Consider the following 14,743-nt stretch of genomic DNA (forward strand, 5'->3'; position numbering starts at 1 on the left):
TATCAAATCCGGTGGCATCCGAATTATAGTGGGAGTTTAAGAGCTCGCGATTTGGGTAGCGAGCTCTTAAACTCCCAGTGACATGATCCAAATATATTATTCCGATGCCACAGGAAACGATATTATGCCAGAAAACAATTTTTACATTATCTATGTGGTAAGCTGCGGACTGCACACCTTACATACAAAGTTTGTGCGTCAGTCTCGATCGAGTCAGGTGGATTCCTGGGTCAATAGTCGCATTTTGTTTGACTGTACTCCTGGCATGGACGATGAGCACAGGGAATCGCAAAAGTATGGTGAGTGTGTAACCAAACTTGATAATCAAGCCAAAAGTTTATTGCCCTTACCTCGATCTTGCTATGGCTTTTGTGCCACAATCCGGATCGAATCGTACTTGTTTTCATCAGCAGCAAAGATTGTTTTCAGCAGTAGCTTCCAAGCTTGGACTTTACTGTTTTCTTTGGGCTTTACTATCTGATGAGATGCCATTGAATCGAACACACTGAAAATTTTTCTTTCATCATTGATCCAAGTGTTGTCAAATTGGCGATAGTAGCCATTAAACTGGGTAGAAATTATCTCAAATCCTACTTTTTCACAGATAGCACGAAAGCTCTGCGGTGTGAAAAAATACAAATGCCTTGGTACATCTAGATGCATCCATGCAATCCCTGATGACTTCAGCCCAATACAAGAGTTATTTGGTACCTCCATCACCAATTTGCCGCCATCCACGAGCAACTGCATAGCATTGCGGAGTGCAAGTAAAGGATCTCTGGTATGTTCGAGTACGTGGTTCATCACAATTATGTCGTACTGTCGAGACTTGACTTCCGGGGGCAAAGATTCAGCAGTACCATAAAATACATTCAGCCCTCGCTGCTGGGCCAAAACCAAAGCTTGTCGATCGGGTTCTACGCCCCAGACTGTGTGACCATCTGCTTGCATTTCTTGCAGCAGGTGCCCATTGGCACAACCAATTTCTAAGATCTCGGAGGAAGCAGTCCCGAACTGTTGCTTCCACCATTTACTGGTGACATCTACTCCGCGATCGAAACGCCAAGCTAGATGGGTACGCAATTTATCGAAGAAGGAAATAGAAGAGGCAGATACGAAGCCTGTAAAGTCTATATGATGAGTATAATACTCATCGATGTCGTAGAAGCTGGCGATTTTGTTGAGTTCGGGTAGAGGATGAATGCATCCAAGTTGTGACTTTTCACACCAGTACAATTGAAATGACTCATTGTTTAGAGGTCTGCGCCAATCACCGGGTATGAATAGCCACGGTTTCATACTCTGTCCCGATATCGGACAGACGACGGTAGGGCTTAAGCAATTTTGACTTTGCATTAGAGTTTTCATTATTTAGGTACTTGACGTACTAATAACCACTCGTGTTGGATGTCAAATCCAGAAATAAATTATGTGCCATTAACAATTGCAGAATCCGAAATACAGCAGATGACTGCCAAAAAAATATTAGGTTTCGGAAACACGATTGCTGCGGCGTGGTTTTCAGCTTACATCGAATTTAAGCTAACGCATTTAACTTGCTTTGTCACTTTGCATAAAAAAACTTCACATTCCGCGATCGGGCTGTGAGTAAGTTTTCATATATTTACGAATTCAGCAAGACTTCAAGTATAAATTAAGTTATAAAACTGGGTAGCTATGTAGGCGGCGATCGAGCCAACTAAAAACTTTCTTGCATTTGTACCTCAATAATATTGCTGAAATTTTTTGCGAAAGCGAAGTATAAAATTTGCGATTTCATAATATCGGTGGGCGCAAATGTTGCGCCCGCTACTGTTCCTTGATCTGAAAAATTAGCTCCCAGTTAAGTTGGGAAGCCAAACTGTTCTTTAATCTTCAGCACAAGAGCTGATTGACAAGCGCGCATTTTTATGAATTAGTAGCGAATGCCTCCTATCGATCGGCGTAAGCCCCGATCCGTTCTTTGATAAACCGGATATAAAAATGCCTGAAAGTAGACTTAATCACCCGGGGCATACCAAAGTCAATGGGCATCATACTTTCCGGCAACTTCCAATCCAAAACCTTGAGAGTTTCCGGCTGCAAAAGCGGAAAATCAATCGCTTCTAAATTCGAGCAAAGTCCCAATCTCATCGCCGCAGCTACAGTGGGAACCACCGCCGGATCAGCATTAATAATTTCAACTAAAGTTCTGTCCAAAGCAAACACATCATCAGACGCGGCCAAAATTCCCAAAAACTTAGGTTCGCCGCCACTTGGCCCGTTACCTTCGTGGCCGATAATGCCATCCAAAATCGTCAGATTTGGGTTAATTGCCCGGGCAGTTTCTACCAGCATTTCACCGAAGCGGGCGCTATCTTTTCCAGCTTCCATGTGCCACCAAGCCTTCATTTTGCCGGGGACGCAGCCGAACAAATTTTTCACGCCCATTGTCACCGTTAATTGAACGTGAGATTTTAGTTTTGGCAAATTAATCACTACATCCGCTTCCATTGCTTCTTTGCAAATTCGCAGATGATTGAAATCTTCGCTGACAGTTTCGTAGCGTTTTCCTTGAAACTCAACAACTGGCAAATTCAGTTCTTGCAACAGCGGCAAATAACCGTTGGCTTTGGCTACACCCATCGCGCTGCCAAAAGCCGGACTATCACCTAAAAACGGTTTTCCTCCCGCTTCAATGACCATTTTAGCCACGCAGTAAACTAATTCCGGGCGGGTGACACATTCTTTTGTAGGGCGAGAACCGGTGAGGAGATTGGGTTTGAGTAAAACCCGATCGCCCGATTTGACAAAAGCCGAGATTCCGCCCAAGGGTGCCAGCAAAGTTTCTAAAGATGCTTGCAAGATTTGGCGATCGTATGAATTGGCACGAATTAAACTAACAGCAGACATAATTAATTGTGAATAAATGTGTAATTGGTAATGTGTAATGGGTAATTGGTAATTTTTCCTCGCTATTAATTGTCAGCGATTCCCATTACCCCTTACCCATTACAGCTAACTAGCAACTCGGTTTAACTATCCATCGGCAATCTACCAACAGCAGCCCGCTGCATGGTACTAACTCGCAGCGAGTTAGAGAATACTCCTTGACCTTGCAGTTCAGGGATAGCAGGTTTAACTTCTACTTTTACCAACCGGGCTGTACAAATAAACACCGTTTGATCGGCTAAATGGAAAGTCAACCAAGGTTGACTTAACAAATTCATCACTTCCTTTTGGAATTCTTGTGCAGGCATCGGGATAGTAAAAGTTTCCGTGTGACCTTCCACATAATGAAATGTCACTTGAGTTGTGTTCTCTTTATCTTGAGTTAATTTTGCAAAAGAACCTGCGCGCATAAATCTTGCTCCCAAACTTTAGACTATAAAAAAAATCAGAATTAAATCTCAAAAAATTGAATTCTGAATTGTTTAACTTTAACCTGTGACAGGGCTTAGGCAGAACTCAGAAGGCTGAAGGCAGAATTAAAACGAGTTCAGCATTCTAGTTTCTACCTGATAGCTGCGAGGTCCTAAACGTTAGCAGAAGATGCCGGCATCGCACTCATTTTCTCTAAATCTAGAACTTTTGCCAAGTCTTCTGCACTCATTAAACCCCGTTCTAGGACAATTTGTCGCAAAGATTTGCCCGTTTCTAGGGATTCTTTGGCGACGGCGGCGGCGTTGAGATAGCCGATGTGAGTGTTGAGGGCGGTAACGAGGGCGAGACTGCCTTCTGCGTAAGCGAGACACCGATCGCCCTTAGCTTCAATTTTGGCGAGGCATTGTGTAGTCAAAGCGCTGATGGTATTGCCCAAAATTTCGATGCTGTGAATCAGATTGTAGGCAATCAGGGGCATCATCACGTTCAATTCTAATTGTCCCGCTTGGGCGGCAAGGGCGATCGCGCTATCGTAACCCATAACTTGAAAACAAACCATCGATGTCATTTCTGCCATCACAGGATTGTATTTTCCCGGCATAATTGACGAACCCGGTTGCACAGGAGGCAGTTGAATTTCTTTCAAACCCGTTTTCGGGCCGGAGTCCATCAAACGCAAGTCGTGGGACATTTTAACGCAATCCTGAGCGAGATTTCGCAGTGCACCGGAGACATTTACAAAGGGTGCCATACTCTGCATAGCAGCCATTAAATGCCTTGCTGGTTTCAGGGGGTGGTCGATTAATTCGGAGAGAATTTCAGCAACTTTTTGACAGTATTTAGGGTGAGTATTTAAGCCGGTTCCTGCCGCACTTCCCCCCAACCCCAGCGATGTCAAATCATCGGATGCCCTGTCAATTCTCAAGGTATGTTCTCTGAGAATTTGCGCCCAAGCGCCGAAGGTATCGCCGAGTCGAACCGGCACAGCATCTTGCATATGAGTGCGGCCGGATTTAACAATATCTTTGAATTCTTCTGCTTTGTTTTCTAGGGCGACTACGGCATCCGACAAAGCCGGAAAAAGAGTTTTTTCTAACGCCAACAATCCGCCGATCCGAATCGCTGTCGGAATCACATCATTTGTCGATTGACCGTAGTTTACATGATCGTTAGGACTAACGCGCTTGTAGTTGCCTTTTTCATCGCCCATAATTTCCAAAGCGCGATTTGAAAGAACTTCATTAACGTTCATGTGGTGAGAAGTTCCGGCGCCGGCTTGGTAGACATCAACTACAAATTGGTCGCGCAATTTGCCAGCTAGGATTTCATCGGCTGCTTGGACAATGGCTTGACTGATGTCTTGGGGAATGCAGCCGAGTTCGCCATTGGCGATCGCCGTTGCTTTTTTAATTAAAACACAAGCATCAACGTATGTTGATAAAGGCTTAATACCGCTAATCGGGAAATTTTCAACTGCGCGCAGGGTTTGGATGCCGTAGTAGACATTAGATGGGATTTGTTTGTCTCCCATCGAGTCGCTTTCGGTGCGGTAGCTGATGGTTGGGTGTTCGCTCATATCGCCTTGTTTGTGATGATTGGGAATTGGGATTTTTTTTAAGAATGCTGACTGCGACTCCTGTTTTACCGCGCCGGCGGGTTCAGTAAAATACAAGTCACGATTGTAAATAATTATCTCACACTCCGAGTTAAATCTCAAAGCTCAAATTTTAAATTAAGATTACTTCCCTAAAGTTGTGCAAGAGTAGTTGTGTAATTCCGAGTTTTTTAGATCGCCTACTTCTGTACTTAATCAGAGACAATTTGCGGGTTTAACAATAAATATCAAACCCTACTGCAGAATTTTGTTACAAAAATTCAAGTTAGATTTTTCGGAAAGTTGTTATATTTGGTAGCACAAACAATTTTGCAGCAGGCGAATTGCCAAAAATTATGCCGCGTTACCAAACCCTAGATGATGTTCCTACCCTCCAAGAGGCACTCGAAGGAATAATTGTAGAAGATTTAAAAAAGCTGAATGCACTGTTGTCGGGTGATCGTAAATTAACCCGCAAGGCTGACCTGGTTGCTGGGATTAAAGAGCAAATGCAGGGACAAAAACTCAAGCAAGTTTGGGCGCAATTAGACGACCTGCAAAAAGCAGCCGTAGCGGAAGTTATACATGGGCCAGGTGGTGGCTATGATGCCGATGTATTTATGGCGAAATACGGACAACAACCAGACTGGGGAAAGAGCGATCGCTATGGATACAACCGAGAACCATCCATACTATGCTTGTTCTTCTACGGCACTGCGATACCCTACGATCTTGAAGAAAAATTGCTGAAGTTTGTGCCAAAACCTCAAGCAACTCCCTTAAATCTGGTTGGTGATGTACTGCCAGATAATTTTATGGTTCGTGTAGAAAAACATAACTTTCGTACATCTCAAATAGAGGTATCCGAGTACGAACTTCCTTTGACTATTTTTGAAATGGAACGGGCAGCCCCAAAGGATTTGGAAGCAGTTTTGCGTCTGATTCAGTCGGGCAAAGTTGCCGTTAGTGAGAAAACTGCATTACCGGGTGCCGCAACTCTGAAAGCGATCGCCGCCGTATTGCAAGGGGGTGATTTTTATAACGACGAACAGCGCCAAGCTACCTTGGAAAAGGGCGATATATTCTACGAGGTTGGTAATATCAAATCCTTTGCTTGGGCCGCGATCGCCCAAGGGAGCAAATTCGCCGAACTATCGGGCAAAAAGCTAGTTTTGACCAAAGCGGGACAGAAAGCTTTGCAAGAATCACCTGCCAAAGGATTACAGACAGCATGGAAGCGCTGGTTAAAAACAAACACTTTTGATGAATTTCGCCGCATTGATGCGATTAAAGGACAAACCGGCAAGGGCGCGCGCGGCATGACAGCGGTGGCGGGACGGAGAGAGGCGATCTCCTCAATTCTAGCAGAATGCCCTGTCGGTAAATGGATTCTGTTTAGCGAATTTAGCAGGTATATGTTGGCAACGGGAAATCGGTTTGAAGTAACGCGCGATCCCGAAAATCTCTATATTTCGGAATTTGGGTATGGTAACTTAGGATATTCTGGCAGTCACGATTGGCATATCCTGCAAGAAAGATATATGCGCTGCCTGTTGTTTGAGTATGTTGCTACCCTGGGAATAATTGATGTTGCCTATGCCGATCCGTCCCTCGTACCCAGCGATTTTGACGATCTTTGGGGTACGGACGATTTGAGATTTCTCAGCCGCTACGACGGCTTAATCTCTTTTCGCCTGACAGCTTTGGGGGCTTACTGTTTGGGATTGACTCAGAATTACACTCCGCCAGCAATTGAGTTCCGTCAAACACTCCGCGTACTGCCCAATTTAGATATTGTTGTAGCAGGAGAAGGCATCGCGGCATCAGATGCGATCGTCCTCGATCTCTATGCTAAAAAAGTTTCAGATGTCGTCTGGCAACTCGATCGACAAAAGTTATTTACTGCCATTGAAGCTGGATACCCGCTAGCAGAATTTAAAGAAGTTTTAGAGACAAGAAGTATCGAACCGCTACCCGAAACCGTACAGCGATTTTTGACGGATGTTACAGAACGATCTAATAGTTTGCAAGATGCAGGAACTGTCAAGTTAATCGAATGTGCTAACCCCCATTTAGCAGTGTTGATTGCCAATGATTCCCGTACCAAAAAATTCTGTCAGCTAGCGGGCGATCGCACTTTGGCGGTTCCATTGTCCCAGGAAACTAAGTTTCGCAACGCCCTGCGGCAAGTCGGCTACGTCTTACCCCAGCGGGATAAATAGCACTCGCGCCAGGGTGCAGCAGTCCGATACAAATCCTGAAATTTATTGCAGGGACAATCGCCCGACTGCTTCCCCCCTACAAGTATCTAAAACCAATTAAAATTATCTGCATTTATCTGCCTTTTATATCGTTTCCGGTTGCATCGGAATCATAAAATCGAGTCAACAGTTAACAGTCAACAGTCAACAGTCAACAGTCAACAATCATTCCGGTGCAACCGGAATTGATATTATCTGCGATCGCAACAACCTATGAATTATGTTCCCGAAAATGCTTTGATCGTGCAAAGCGATCGATCGATCTTACTAGAAGTTCACGCCCCCACAGCACAACAGGCGCGAGAAGCGATCGCCCCCTTTGCCGAATTAATCAAAAGTCCCGAACACATCCACACCTATCGCATCACGCCCCTCAGCGTGTGGAATGCGCGGGCGGCGGGAATGCCTGTTGAAGAGGCGATCTCCGCTTTGCGAAAGTATGCCAAGTATCCCATTCCTGAGTCCGTAGCGCAGGAAATTGAACTGTTGGGGGCGCGGTATGGATTAACTGTAATTGAAAGAATCGATGCGGCTAACCCCGATTTACAACTGCGAATTGCCGATTTGCCCCTAGCGGAATTGCTGGTACGGGACGATCGCGTCAAACCGATGTTGGGGAAGCGCATCTCTGATATTTGCTTTCAAATTGATGCCGGGAATCGCGGCGTACTCAAGCAAGCTTTGCTAACGGTGGGCTATCCGGCAGAAGATTTGGCTGGATATGTCGAGGGTGCCGAATTAGGGATTTCTTTGCGCGATCGAACTTTAGCGGACTTGCCCTTTAAGTTGCGTGCTTATCAACACAAAGCCGCAGAAGCATTCTATCAGGATGGGGACGTAAAAGGTGGCAGTGGGACGATCGTCCTACCGTGCGGGGCTGGTAAAACCATAGTCGGGATGTTAGCGATGAGTTTGGTAAAGCAAAAGACACTCATCCTCACCAGCAGTTTGACTTCTGTGCACCAGTGGCGCAGGGAAATTTTAGACAAAACGAGTTTAACTGAGGATGCGATCGCTGAGTACAGCAGTGTCACCAAACAGACGGCTGCTGTCACCCTATCGACTTACCAAATGCTAAGTTATCGATCGAATAAAGATGATGAATTCCCGCATTTCGAGTTGTTTAACGCCCAACCGTGGGGACTGATTATTTATGATGAAGTCCATCTATTACCTGCACCGATATTTCGGATCACCGCTGAACTACAAGCACGACGCAGGTTAGGTTTAACTGCGACATTGATTCGCGAAGACGGGAAAGAAGGCGACGTATTCACGTTGATTGGGCCCAAGCGCTATGACGTACCTTGGCGCGAATTGGAAGGACAGGGATTTATTGCCACTGCCAATTGTACGGAAATCCGGGTCGCCCAAAATGAGGCGGAAAAAATGGAATATGCCCTAGCGCCCCGCCGCAGCCAGTTTCGGATTGCTGCGGAAAATCCGGGTAAGTTGGATGTGGTACAAAGTTTGTTGCAAAAGGAGGCGGGACACCGTATTTTAATTATTGGTGAGTATCTCGAACAGTTGGATGCGATCGCCAAAATTACCGAATTGCCTCTAATTACGGGGAAGACAAAACAGGCAGATCGCGATCGGTTATACGAAGCATTCCGTCACAAAGAGATTCCCGGATTAATTCTATCTCGCGTGGGCAATTTTGCCGTCGATTTACCCGATGCCGATGTGTTGATTCAAGTATCGGGAAAGTATGGTTCTCGCCAAGAAGAAGCGCAGCGCCTCGGACGAATTCTCCGCCCCAAACCCGACGGACACAATGCCAGCTTTTATACATTAGTATCGCTACAAACTTGCGAGGAAGATTTTGCGCGACACCGCCAACTGTTTCTGACTGAACAGGGCTACAACTATCGCATAGAAGTTCAAAAAGATGTTTAGTCAGCGATCGATAAATTCTTGGTAAAACTGCTCATGCAAACCTAAGAAATTATCCATCCCCTTCTTTGTCAGATACCCGCTCTTCTTACCAGTGTGCGGGTTTTCTACGTAGCTATAAATTACTTTTGAAACATTAGGATTCTCGCTCCACCTAATGTTGAACGCTGCATAGTTTGGGAAAAAGGTCATTTCTGCATAAGCATCAATGTGGTCATGTATCCACCATGCCAATGCTGTCCAATCTTCAGTGCGTTCATAGTAAGGGATGAATGATGTAACAACAATACATACTGTTGCTCCCATATACCCATCTGAATCTTTTACGTCCCAGATATGTTCTGCATAGTTTGCCTCATTACTGGCACAGTTGTACTGATTTTTATTCTCTGCTCCTTTGGCGTTCACCGCACAAGAACGATAGGCTGAGCGGATACTAATCCGACCAAGCGCATCTTGAATTGGTTCAAGCACCCTCTCACACAAATTCTTTCCTGCTGCGATCGCCAAGTCAGGATCGCTAGGAATGTTAGGGATACCTTCAATTTGAGAGATTTCTGAATAAAGAAACTCACGCATGAAAAAACTCTTAGAGAGTTGAACCCGTCCTAGATCTTCCAAAGCTTTAACAGTTTGTGGCTTTCTCATAGATTGAACTACAGCAATTAGAGGTGAATAGCTTGATGTTAAACACTGGCAGATAATTTAGAAGCATTGTTGCAGCCAAAAGCGAAGCCCGCTAACTGATAATTGTACCGCAGATGCGGTACATTACATGATAAAGTATAAAAATACCGCAACTTGCCCATGTCTATCCACCCCTTCTTACCCCTGTCGGAATCTCCTGTTCTCGATCGACGGCGCACCACCCGACTCAAACATCTTACTCGTCGCACTTAAAAAAGCGATCTTTGATTACTTGCTACTGACTGGTTTAAGTATGTAGGGTTTGTTCTGCCCACAAAAACAGCCCACCTTCAACGATTAAAACCAAAGAGGTGAGGAACTTCGAGCAGTTATATTGTTGAACTGGCTAAAATCAAGAAAGCTCTCACTTTTGAGAGTATTGATAAAATAGGTAGGTAATGCAGTAAATATAACAAATATGAAGGAAAAAATTAATGAAACAAACTATTAACATCGAACGAAAACTGTTACAATATTTGCGACTTCTCCCGCCAGAAAAACAACAAGAAGTCCTCGATTTCGTGCAGTTCTTAGTACAGCGCTCGCAACAAGTAAAACTGTTACAAAATGCTCCTTCTGATTTTAGTATTTCGCCAGCGGAACCAACACCTCCCAAGCGATGGTTTAGAGATTTTTTGACGAGAATATTAGAAGCTCCTAAAATATTAGAACTGTCTAGGGAGAGCGCCACCCAACAGGATTTAACCGCTGCCCAATTAACCGAGTTTTTTGTACTCGACGGCGAAGACTATTTAATTGACCCAGCTACTACTCGCAGCCACGACGCTTTTTTGAAAGGTTACGCACCCGAAGACGAAGGACTTTATGACGACTATTGAACCAGGTGATTTTTGGGTGGCAAAGATTCCCTTTACAAATGGCGCCGACTATAAAAAACGCCCCATACTTTTGCTGTGGTTGGATGGGGAGGATGTTGTAGCAGCCGCCGTCACCTCTGCAAAACCCCGCAGCCAAACTGATGTATTTCTTAATGATTGGTCTGTCAGCGGTTTGCGCGTTGCTTCAACAGTGCGTTTGTCTAGATTAGATTGTTTGGAAAAGTCTTTGTTGCTAGCGAAAATCGGGCAAATTTCTCAAGCAGATGCAGCAGCAGTGAAACAAGTCTGGGAGTTGTACGTTAAGCCTCAATTTTAATCATAATTCGATCGCCCTCAACTCCCCAACTTCCCTCAACTCCCCCCTCCCATCCCCCAACAGCCCAACAATACTTAATAAAAACTTTATAAAACTTACCATTTCCGCATAGATTAGAGTTATCCTAGAAAATCCAGCAATCCTGCAAAGCGTCAACCTTCTCGTCACTTATCCAGTGGTTCGATGACTCAAACCCAAAGCACTAAAACCGCCACCCCAACTGCAATTTATTCCTTGACAATTGCTCCCGCCTGTGTATTGCGGGGTCGATCGGCGATCGCACAAGCCGGAGATGCGATCGCCCGTTTCGGAAAGCGGCCGCTAATCGTCGGCGGCAGCAACTCCCTCGCCGCCGCCCAACCCTACCTGCAACCAATCCTCGAACAGCAGCAGTTAAAATCCGCCGAAACAGCATACGGCAAGGATTGCAGCGAAACCAGCCTCGAAACCCTCCGCGAAGCAGCCCAAACCCATCAAGCCGACTTCATCATCGGTGTCGGCGGCGGCAAAGCCTTAGACGCAGCCAAACTCCTCGCCCATCAGTGCAAAATCCCGATCGTCACCATACCCACATCAGCAGCCACCTGTGCCGCTTGGACAGCCCTTTCTAACATTTATTCAGAACAAGGTGCATTCCAATACGATGTCACATTAGCCAGATGTCCCGACTTATTAATACTCGACTACGGCTTGATTCAAACCGCACCGCAGCGGACATTAGTAGCAGGAATTGGAGATGCGATCGCCAAATGGTACGAAGCATCAGTCAGCAGTGGACACTCCGAACAAACCCTGATTATTTCGGCCGTTCAACAAGCTAGAATACTGCGCGATATTTTATTCCAAAAATCAGCCACCGCCCTCAAAGAACCCGGTAGCGAAACCTGGCAAGAAGTCACAGATGCAGCCGTATTGCTAGCAGGAGTAATCGGCGGAATTGGCGGCGCCCAATGTCGCACCGTCGCCGCCCACGCCGTCCACAACGGCCTAACTCATCTATTAGCAAGTCACGGCACATTGCACGGCGAAAAAGTTGCCTACGGCATTTTAGTACAACTGCGACTAGAAGAAATGCTGCAAAACAATCAACTCGCCGCTAGCGCCAGACAGCAACTGCTAAAATTCTATGCCGAGATTGGATTACCCCAAACTTTAGAAAACCTGGGACTCGGAGACATTACCATAGCAGAATTGCAGCGCGCCGCCGACATAGCCTGCAATCCCAATTCCGACATCCACCGACTGCCTTTTAAAGTTGTTCCCCAACAATTAATGGCAGCGATGGTTTCTACCACCGCACCTGTGGGAGAATTAAAGATTAAGAATTAAAACAGTTTGTAGTAAGGACTTTAGTCCTGAAAAGGCTGTGCTAGCAAGGACGGAAGTCCTTACTACAAACCAGGAAAACTGACAACTGACACAAAATAAATGACCTTGGATTGGATTAGCCCTGCTGACAGGTTGCAAAAACTACCGCCCTACGTATTTGCCCGTCTCGACGAACTCAAAGCCCGCGCCCGCGAACAAGGACTCGATTTAATAGACTTAGGAATGGGAAACCCCGACGGTGCCACTCCTCAACCAGTAGTAGAAGCCGCCGTCGCAGCCATCCAAAATTCTGCCAATCACGGCTATCCACCCTTTGAAGGAACTGCCAGTTTCCGCCGTACTATTACTAAATGGTACAGCCGCCGCTACAACGTTGAACTCGATCCAGAAAGCGAAGCATTGCCTTTGTTGGGTTCTAAAGAAGGTTTAGCACATTTTGCGATCGCCTATATCAATCCAGGGGACTTAATATTAGTACCAAGTCCTGCTTATCCCGTATTATTTCGCGGGCCAATCATTGCCGGTGCAAAAGTTCACAACATCATCCTCAAACCAGAAAACGACTGGGTAATTGACTTAGCCGACATTCCCGACAGCGTAGCCGAACAAGCCAAAATACTTTATTTCAATTATCCCAGCAATCCGACTGGAGCAACAGCACCCCGCGAATTTTACAAAGATATTGTTGCTTTCGCACACAAACATCAAATCTTGCTGGTTCACGACTTGTGTTATGCGGAATTAGCCTTTGACGGCTATCAACCGACAAGTTTATTAGAAATTCCCGGCGGGAAAGAAATCGGCGTCGAATTTCACACCATGTCCAAAACCTACAATATGGCCGGCTGGCGCGTCGGTTTTGTAGTAGGAAATAGCAAAATTATTCAAGGTTTGCGGACATTAAAAACTAACCTAGATTACGGTATATTTTCCGCTTTGCAAACAGCAGCAGAAACAGCACTGCAATTGCCGGACAGTTACTTGCACGAAGTGCAGAATCGTTACAGGACTCGCCGGGATTTCATGGTGGAAGGATTGGCAGAATTAGGGTGGAATATTCCCAAACCTCTGGCTGCAATGTATCTTTGGGTTCCCTGCACTCTGGGCATGAGTTCGACTGATTTTGCCCTCAATGTTTTGCAGCAAACGGGTGTTGTGGTGACTCCTGGCAATGCTTTTGGGCCGGGCGGCGAAGGATATGTGAGAATTAGTTTAATTGCAGATTGCGATCGGCTGGGAGAAGCATTGCGGCGCATGAAACAAGCAAACATTCGCTATCAATAGTTATTGGTTATTGGCGATCGGCCGCTCACTCTGCATCAACTCATTATTATGTTGATGGTGACACCCATTATCCCCTAAACATAATAATGAGATTAACAAGCTCAGGCGCATATAAATTGTACAGTCAAGTTTGATGAAATTATTATGGGGTGTCCCGCCCGCCCGAAAAATATAACGCCAGGTGCGGGACAGCCTAGTGCGTAGGATGCCCCGGAGCAGAATAAACCTGTTAAAATCGAAATAATAAATCTCCGAGCCACTCTACAAATTGATTTAAGAGTGACTCTCTATTTTGTGGCAAGGTTTAAAACATCCGTGGATGTACGATGTCCGACGCCGTGCCTCCTTAGTTATACTTAACCAAGATCATTAAGAAAGCATTTTTGCCAGGCCTGTAATCGAATCTAAGTTAAACAACATCCGCAACCTTTTACAAGAATTAGGCAACTCAGTCTCTAGCTTAGTCAACTCGTCCCCGGATGTTTTTGCTGATTCGGGGATTCAATCTTGCCTACAGGATTTTTTAACTGTTTATCAAGAAGCCGTCCAACGCCTAGAAAATCCTAGTTTTCGGATTGCTACTCTGGGCACAACTTCCTCTGGAAAGTCAACGATTGTTAACGCGCTGATTGGTCGAAAAATTGCCCCGATTGAAGCCGGAGAAATGAGTGGGGGTGTATTAACCATCAAACATTCTCAAGAACAGAGATTAATGATTGCAGAAACGGAAGATGCTGCTTGGGATACTGGTGAATGGACAGGCTTAAGCGATGAGGATTTATACCAGCGAATTAGCACCGTGATGCACTCCTATCACGCGGCGCGGAAAAAGCGTGAGTATGTTGCGCCACAAATAACCGCTCAGGTTCCTCTTTTACCTGCTTGTGATGCTTCTTTGCTAGGTTTACCCAGCGGAATCGGAGTTGAATTGATTGATTGACCGGGATTGAAATCAGTTCAAGACCGGGCTAACTTAGCAACTATCCAAAAGCAAGTTAATAAAGCTTTTAGTTTAGTGGCTTTGGACTATATGCAGGTAGATGATGACCACAGAAAACGCCTAAGTAAGTCGGTGCGAAAAAACCAAACTATGTTAATAAAATAAGTAAAGACAGGGAATACGTCTACCAAGGTAACTCAATATATGGGCGCTAGATTAAGGATATTTCTGACA

General features: G+C 45.4%; 13 protein-coding genes. 8 read left to right on the forward strand and 5 right to left on the reverse strand.

Features of this window, described 5'->3' with window-relative positions:
* Positions 1-360 precede the first annotated feature (360 nt).
* Positions 361-1,299 carry a class I SAM-dependent methyltransferase gene (locus QUA74_RS24270; RefSeq protein WP_333334233.1) on the reverse strand — a complete coding sequence of 313 codons (939 nt, stop codon included), beginning with the start codon at positions 1,297-1,299 and terminating at the stop codon, positions 361-363.
* A gap of 108 nt (positions 1,300-1,407) precedes the next feature.
* On the opposite strand from QUA74_RS24270, the gene QUA74_RS24275 reads away from it, so the two are divergent.
* Positions 1,408-1,608, forward strand: coding sequence for a hypothetical protein (locus QUA74_RS24275; protein WP_333334235.1), 201 nt, complete (start codon positions 1,408-1,410; stop codon positions 1,606-1,608).
* Between the two features lie 324 nt (positions 1,609-1,932).
* Here the strand turns inward: QUA74_RS24275 and QUA74_RS24280 are convergent, their stop codons facing one another.
* The 3 genes from QUA74_RS24280 to QUA74_RS24290 form a co-directional block, all read right to left on the reverse strand.
* Entirely contained in the window at positions 1,933-2,892 is a 960-nt protein-coding gene (locus QUA74_RS24280; protein WP_333334237.1) for a DUF362 domain-containing protein, read from the reverse strand.
* A 122-nt stretch (positions 2,893-3,014) separates the two neighbouring features.
* The gene (locus tag QUA74_RS24285) at positions 3,015-3,341 is read right to left on the reverse strand and encodes a hypothetical protein (RefSeq protein ID WP_333334238.1); all 327 of its coding nucleotides are present in this window, start codon (positions 3,339-3,341) and stop codon (positions 3,015-3,017) included.
* A gap of 173 nt (positions 3,342-3,514) precedes the next feature.
* Positions 3,515-4,939 carry an aspartate ammonia-lyase gene (locus tag QUA74_RS24290; RefSeq protein WP_333334253.1) on the reverse strand — a complete coding sequence of 475 codons (1,425 nt, stop codon included), beginning with the start codon at positions 4,937-4,939 and terminating at the stop codon, positions 3,515-3,517.
* Between the two features lie 374 nt (positions 4,940-5,313).
* Here QUA74_RS24290 and QUA74_RS24295 point away from each other — a divergent pair, with 374 nt between their 5' ends.
* The gene (locus QUA74_RS24295) at positions 5,314-7,179 is read left to right on the forward strand and encodes a hypothetical protein (RefSeq protein WP_333334240.1); all 1,866 of its coding nucleotides are present in this window, start codon (positions 5,314-5,316) and stop codon (positions 7,177-7,179) included.
* A gap of 252 nt (positions 7,180-7,431) precedes the next feature.
* Entirely contained in the window at positions 7,432-9,117 is a 1,686-nt protein-coding gene (locus QUA74_RS24300) for a DNA repair helicase XPB (RefSeq protein ID WP_333334242.1), read from the forward strand.
* On the opposite strand, the gene QUA74_RS24305 is transcribed toward QUA74_RS24300, so the two are convergent.
* A complete protein-coding gene (locus QUA74_RS24305; protein ID WP_333334244.1) occupies positions 9,118-9,762 on the reverse strand; it encodes a peptidase M15 in 645 nt (214 codons plus the stop codon).
* Between the two features lie 473 nt (positions 9,763-10,235).
* Here QUA74_RS24305 and QUA74_RS24310 point away from each other — a divergent pair, with 473 nt between their 5' ends.
* From QUA74_RS24310 to QUA74_RS24330, 5 genes are all read left to right on the forward strand, one after another.
* Complete coding sequence (locus QUA74_RS24310; RefSeq protein WP_333334245.1) at positions 10,236-10,640, forward strand: DUF2281 domain-containing protein; 405 nt, start codon at positions 10,236-10,238, stop codon at positions 10,638-10,640.
* Positions 10,627-10,956 carry a type II toxin-antitoxin system PemK/MazF family toxin gene (locus tag QUA74_RS24315; RefSeq protein ID WP_333334247.1) on the forward strand — a complete coding sequence of 110 codons (330 nt, stop codon included), beginning with the start codon at positions 10,627-10,629 and terminating at the stop codon, positions 10,954-10,956. The genes QUA74_RS24310 and QUA74_RS24315 overlap by 14 nt, the downstream gene beginning before the upstream one ends.
* 183 nt (positions 10,957-11,139) lie before the next feature.
* On the forward strand, positions 11,140-12,285 hold the full coding sequence (locus tag QUA74_RS24320; protein ID WP_333334249.1) for an iron-containing alcohol dehydrogenase family protein: 1,146 nt from the start codon (positions 11,140-11,142) through the stop codon (positions 12,283-12,285).
* Between the two features lie 99 nt (positions 12,286-12,384).
* On the forward strand, positions 12,385-13,569 hold the full coding sequence (locus tag QUA74_RS24325) for an aspartate aminotransferase (RefSeq protein WP_333334251.1): 1,185 nt from the start codon (positions 12,385-12,387) through the stop codon (positions 13,567-13,569).
* 583 nt (positions 13,570-14,152) lie between these two features.
* The gene (locus tag QUA74_RS24330) at positions 14,153-14,509 is read left to right on the forward strand and encodes a dynamin family protein (RefSeq protein ID WP_333334255.1); all 357 of its coding nucleotides are present in this window, start codon (positions 14,153-14,155) and stop codon (positions 14,507-14,509) included.
* The last annotated feature ends 234 nt before the right edge of the window (positions 14,510-14,743 follow it).

The sequence above is a fragment of the Microcoleus sp. LAD1_D3 genome (genome assembly GCF_036702135.1).
In the GTDB taxonomy this organism is placed as follows: Bacteria; Cyanobacteriota; Cyanobacteriia; order Cyanobacteriales; family Microcoleaceae; genus Microcoleus.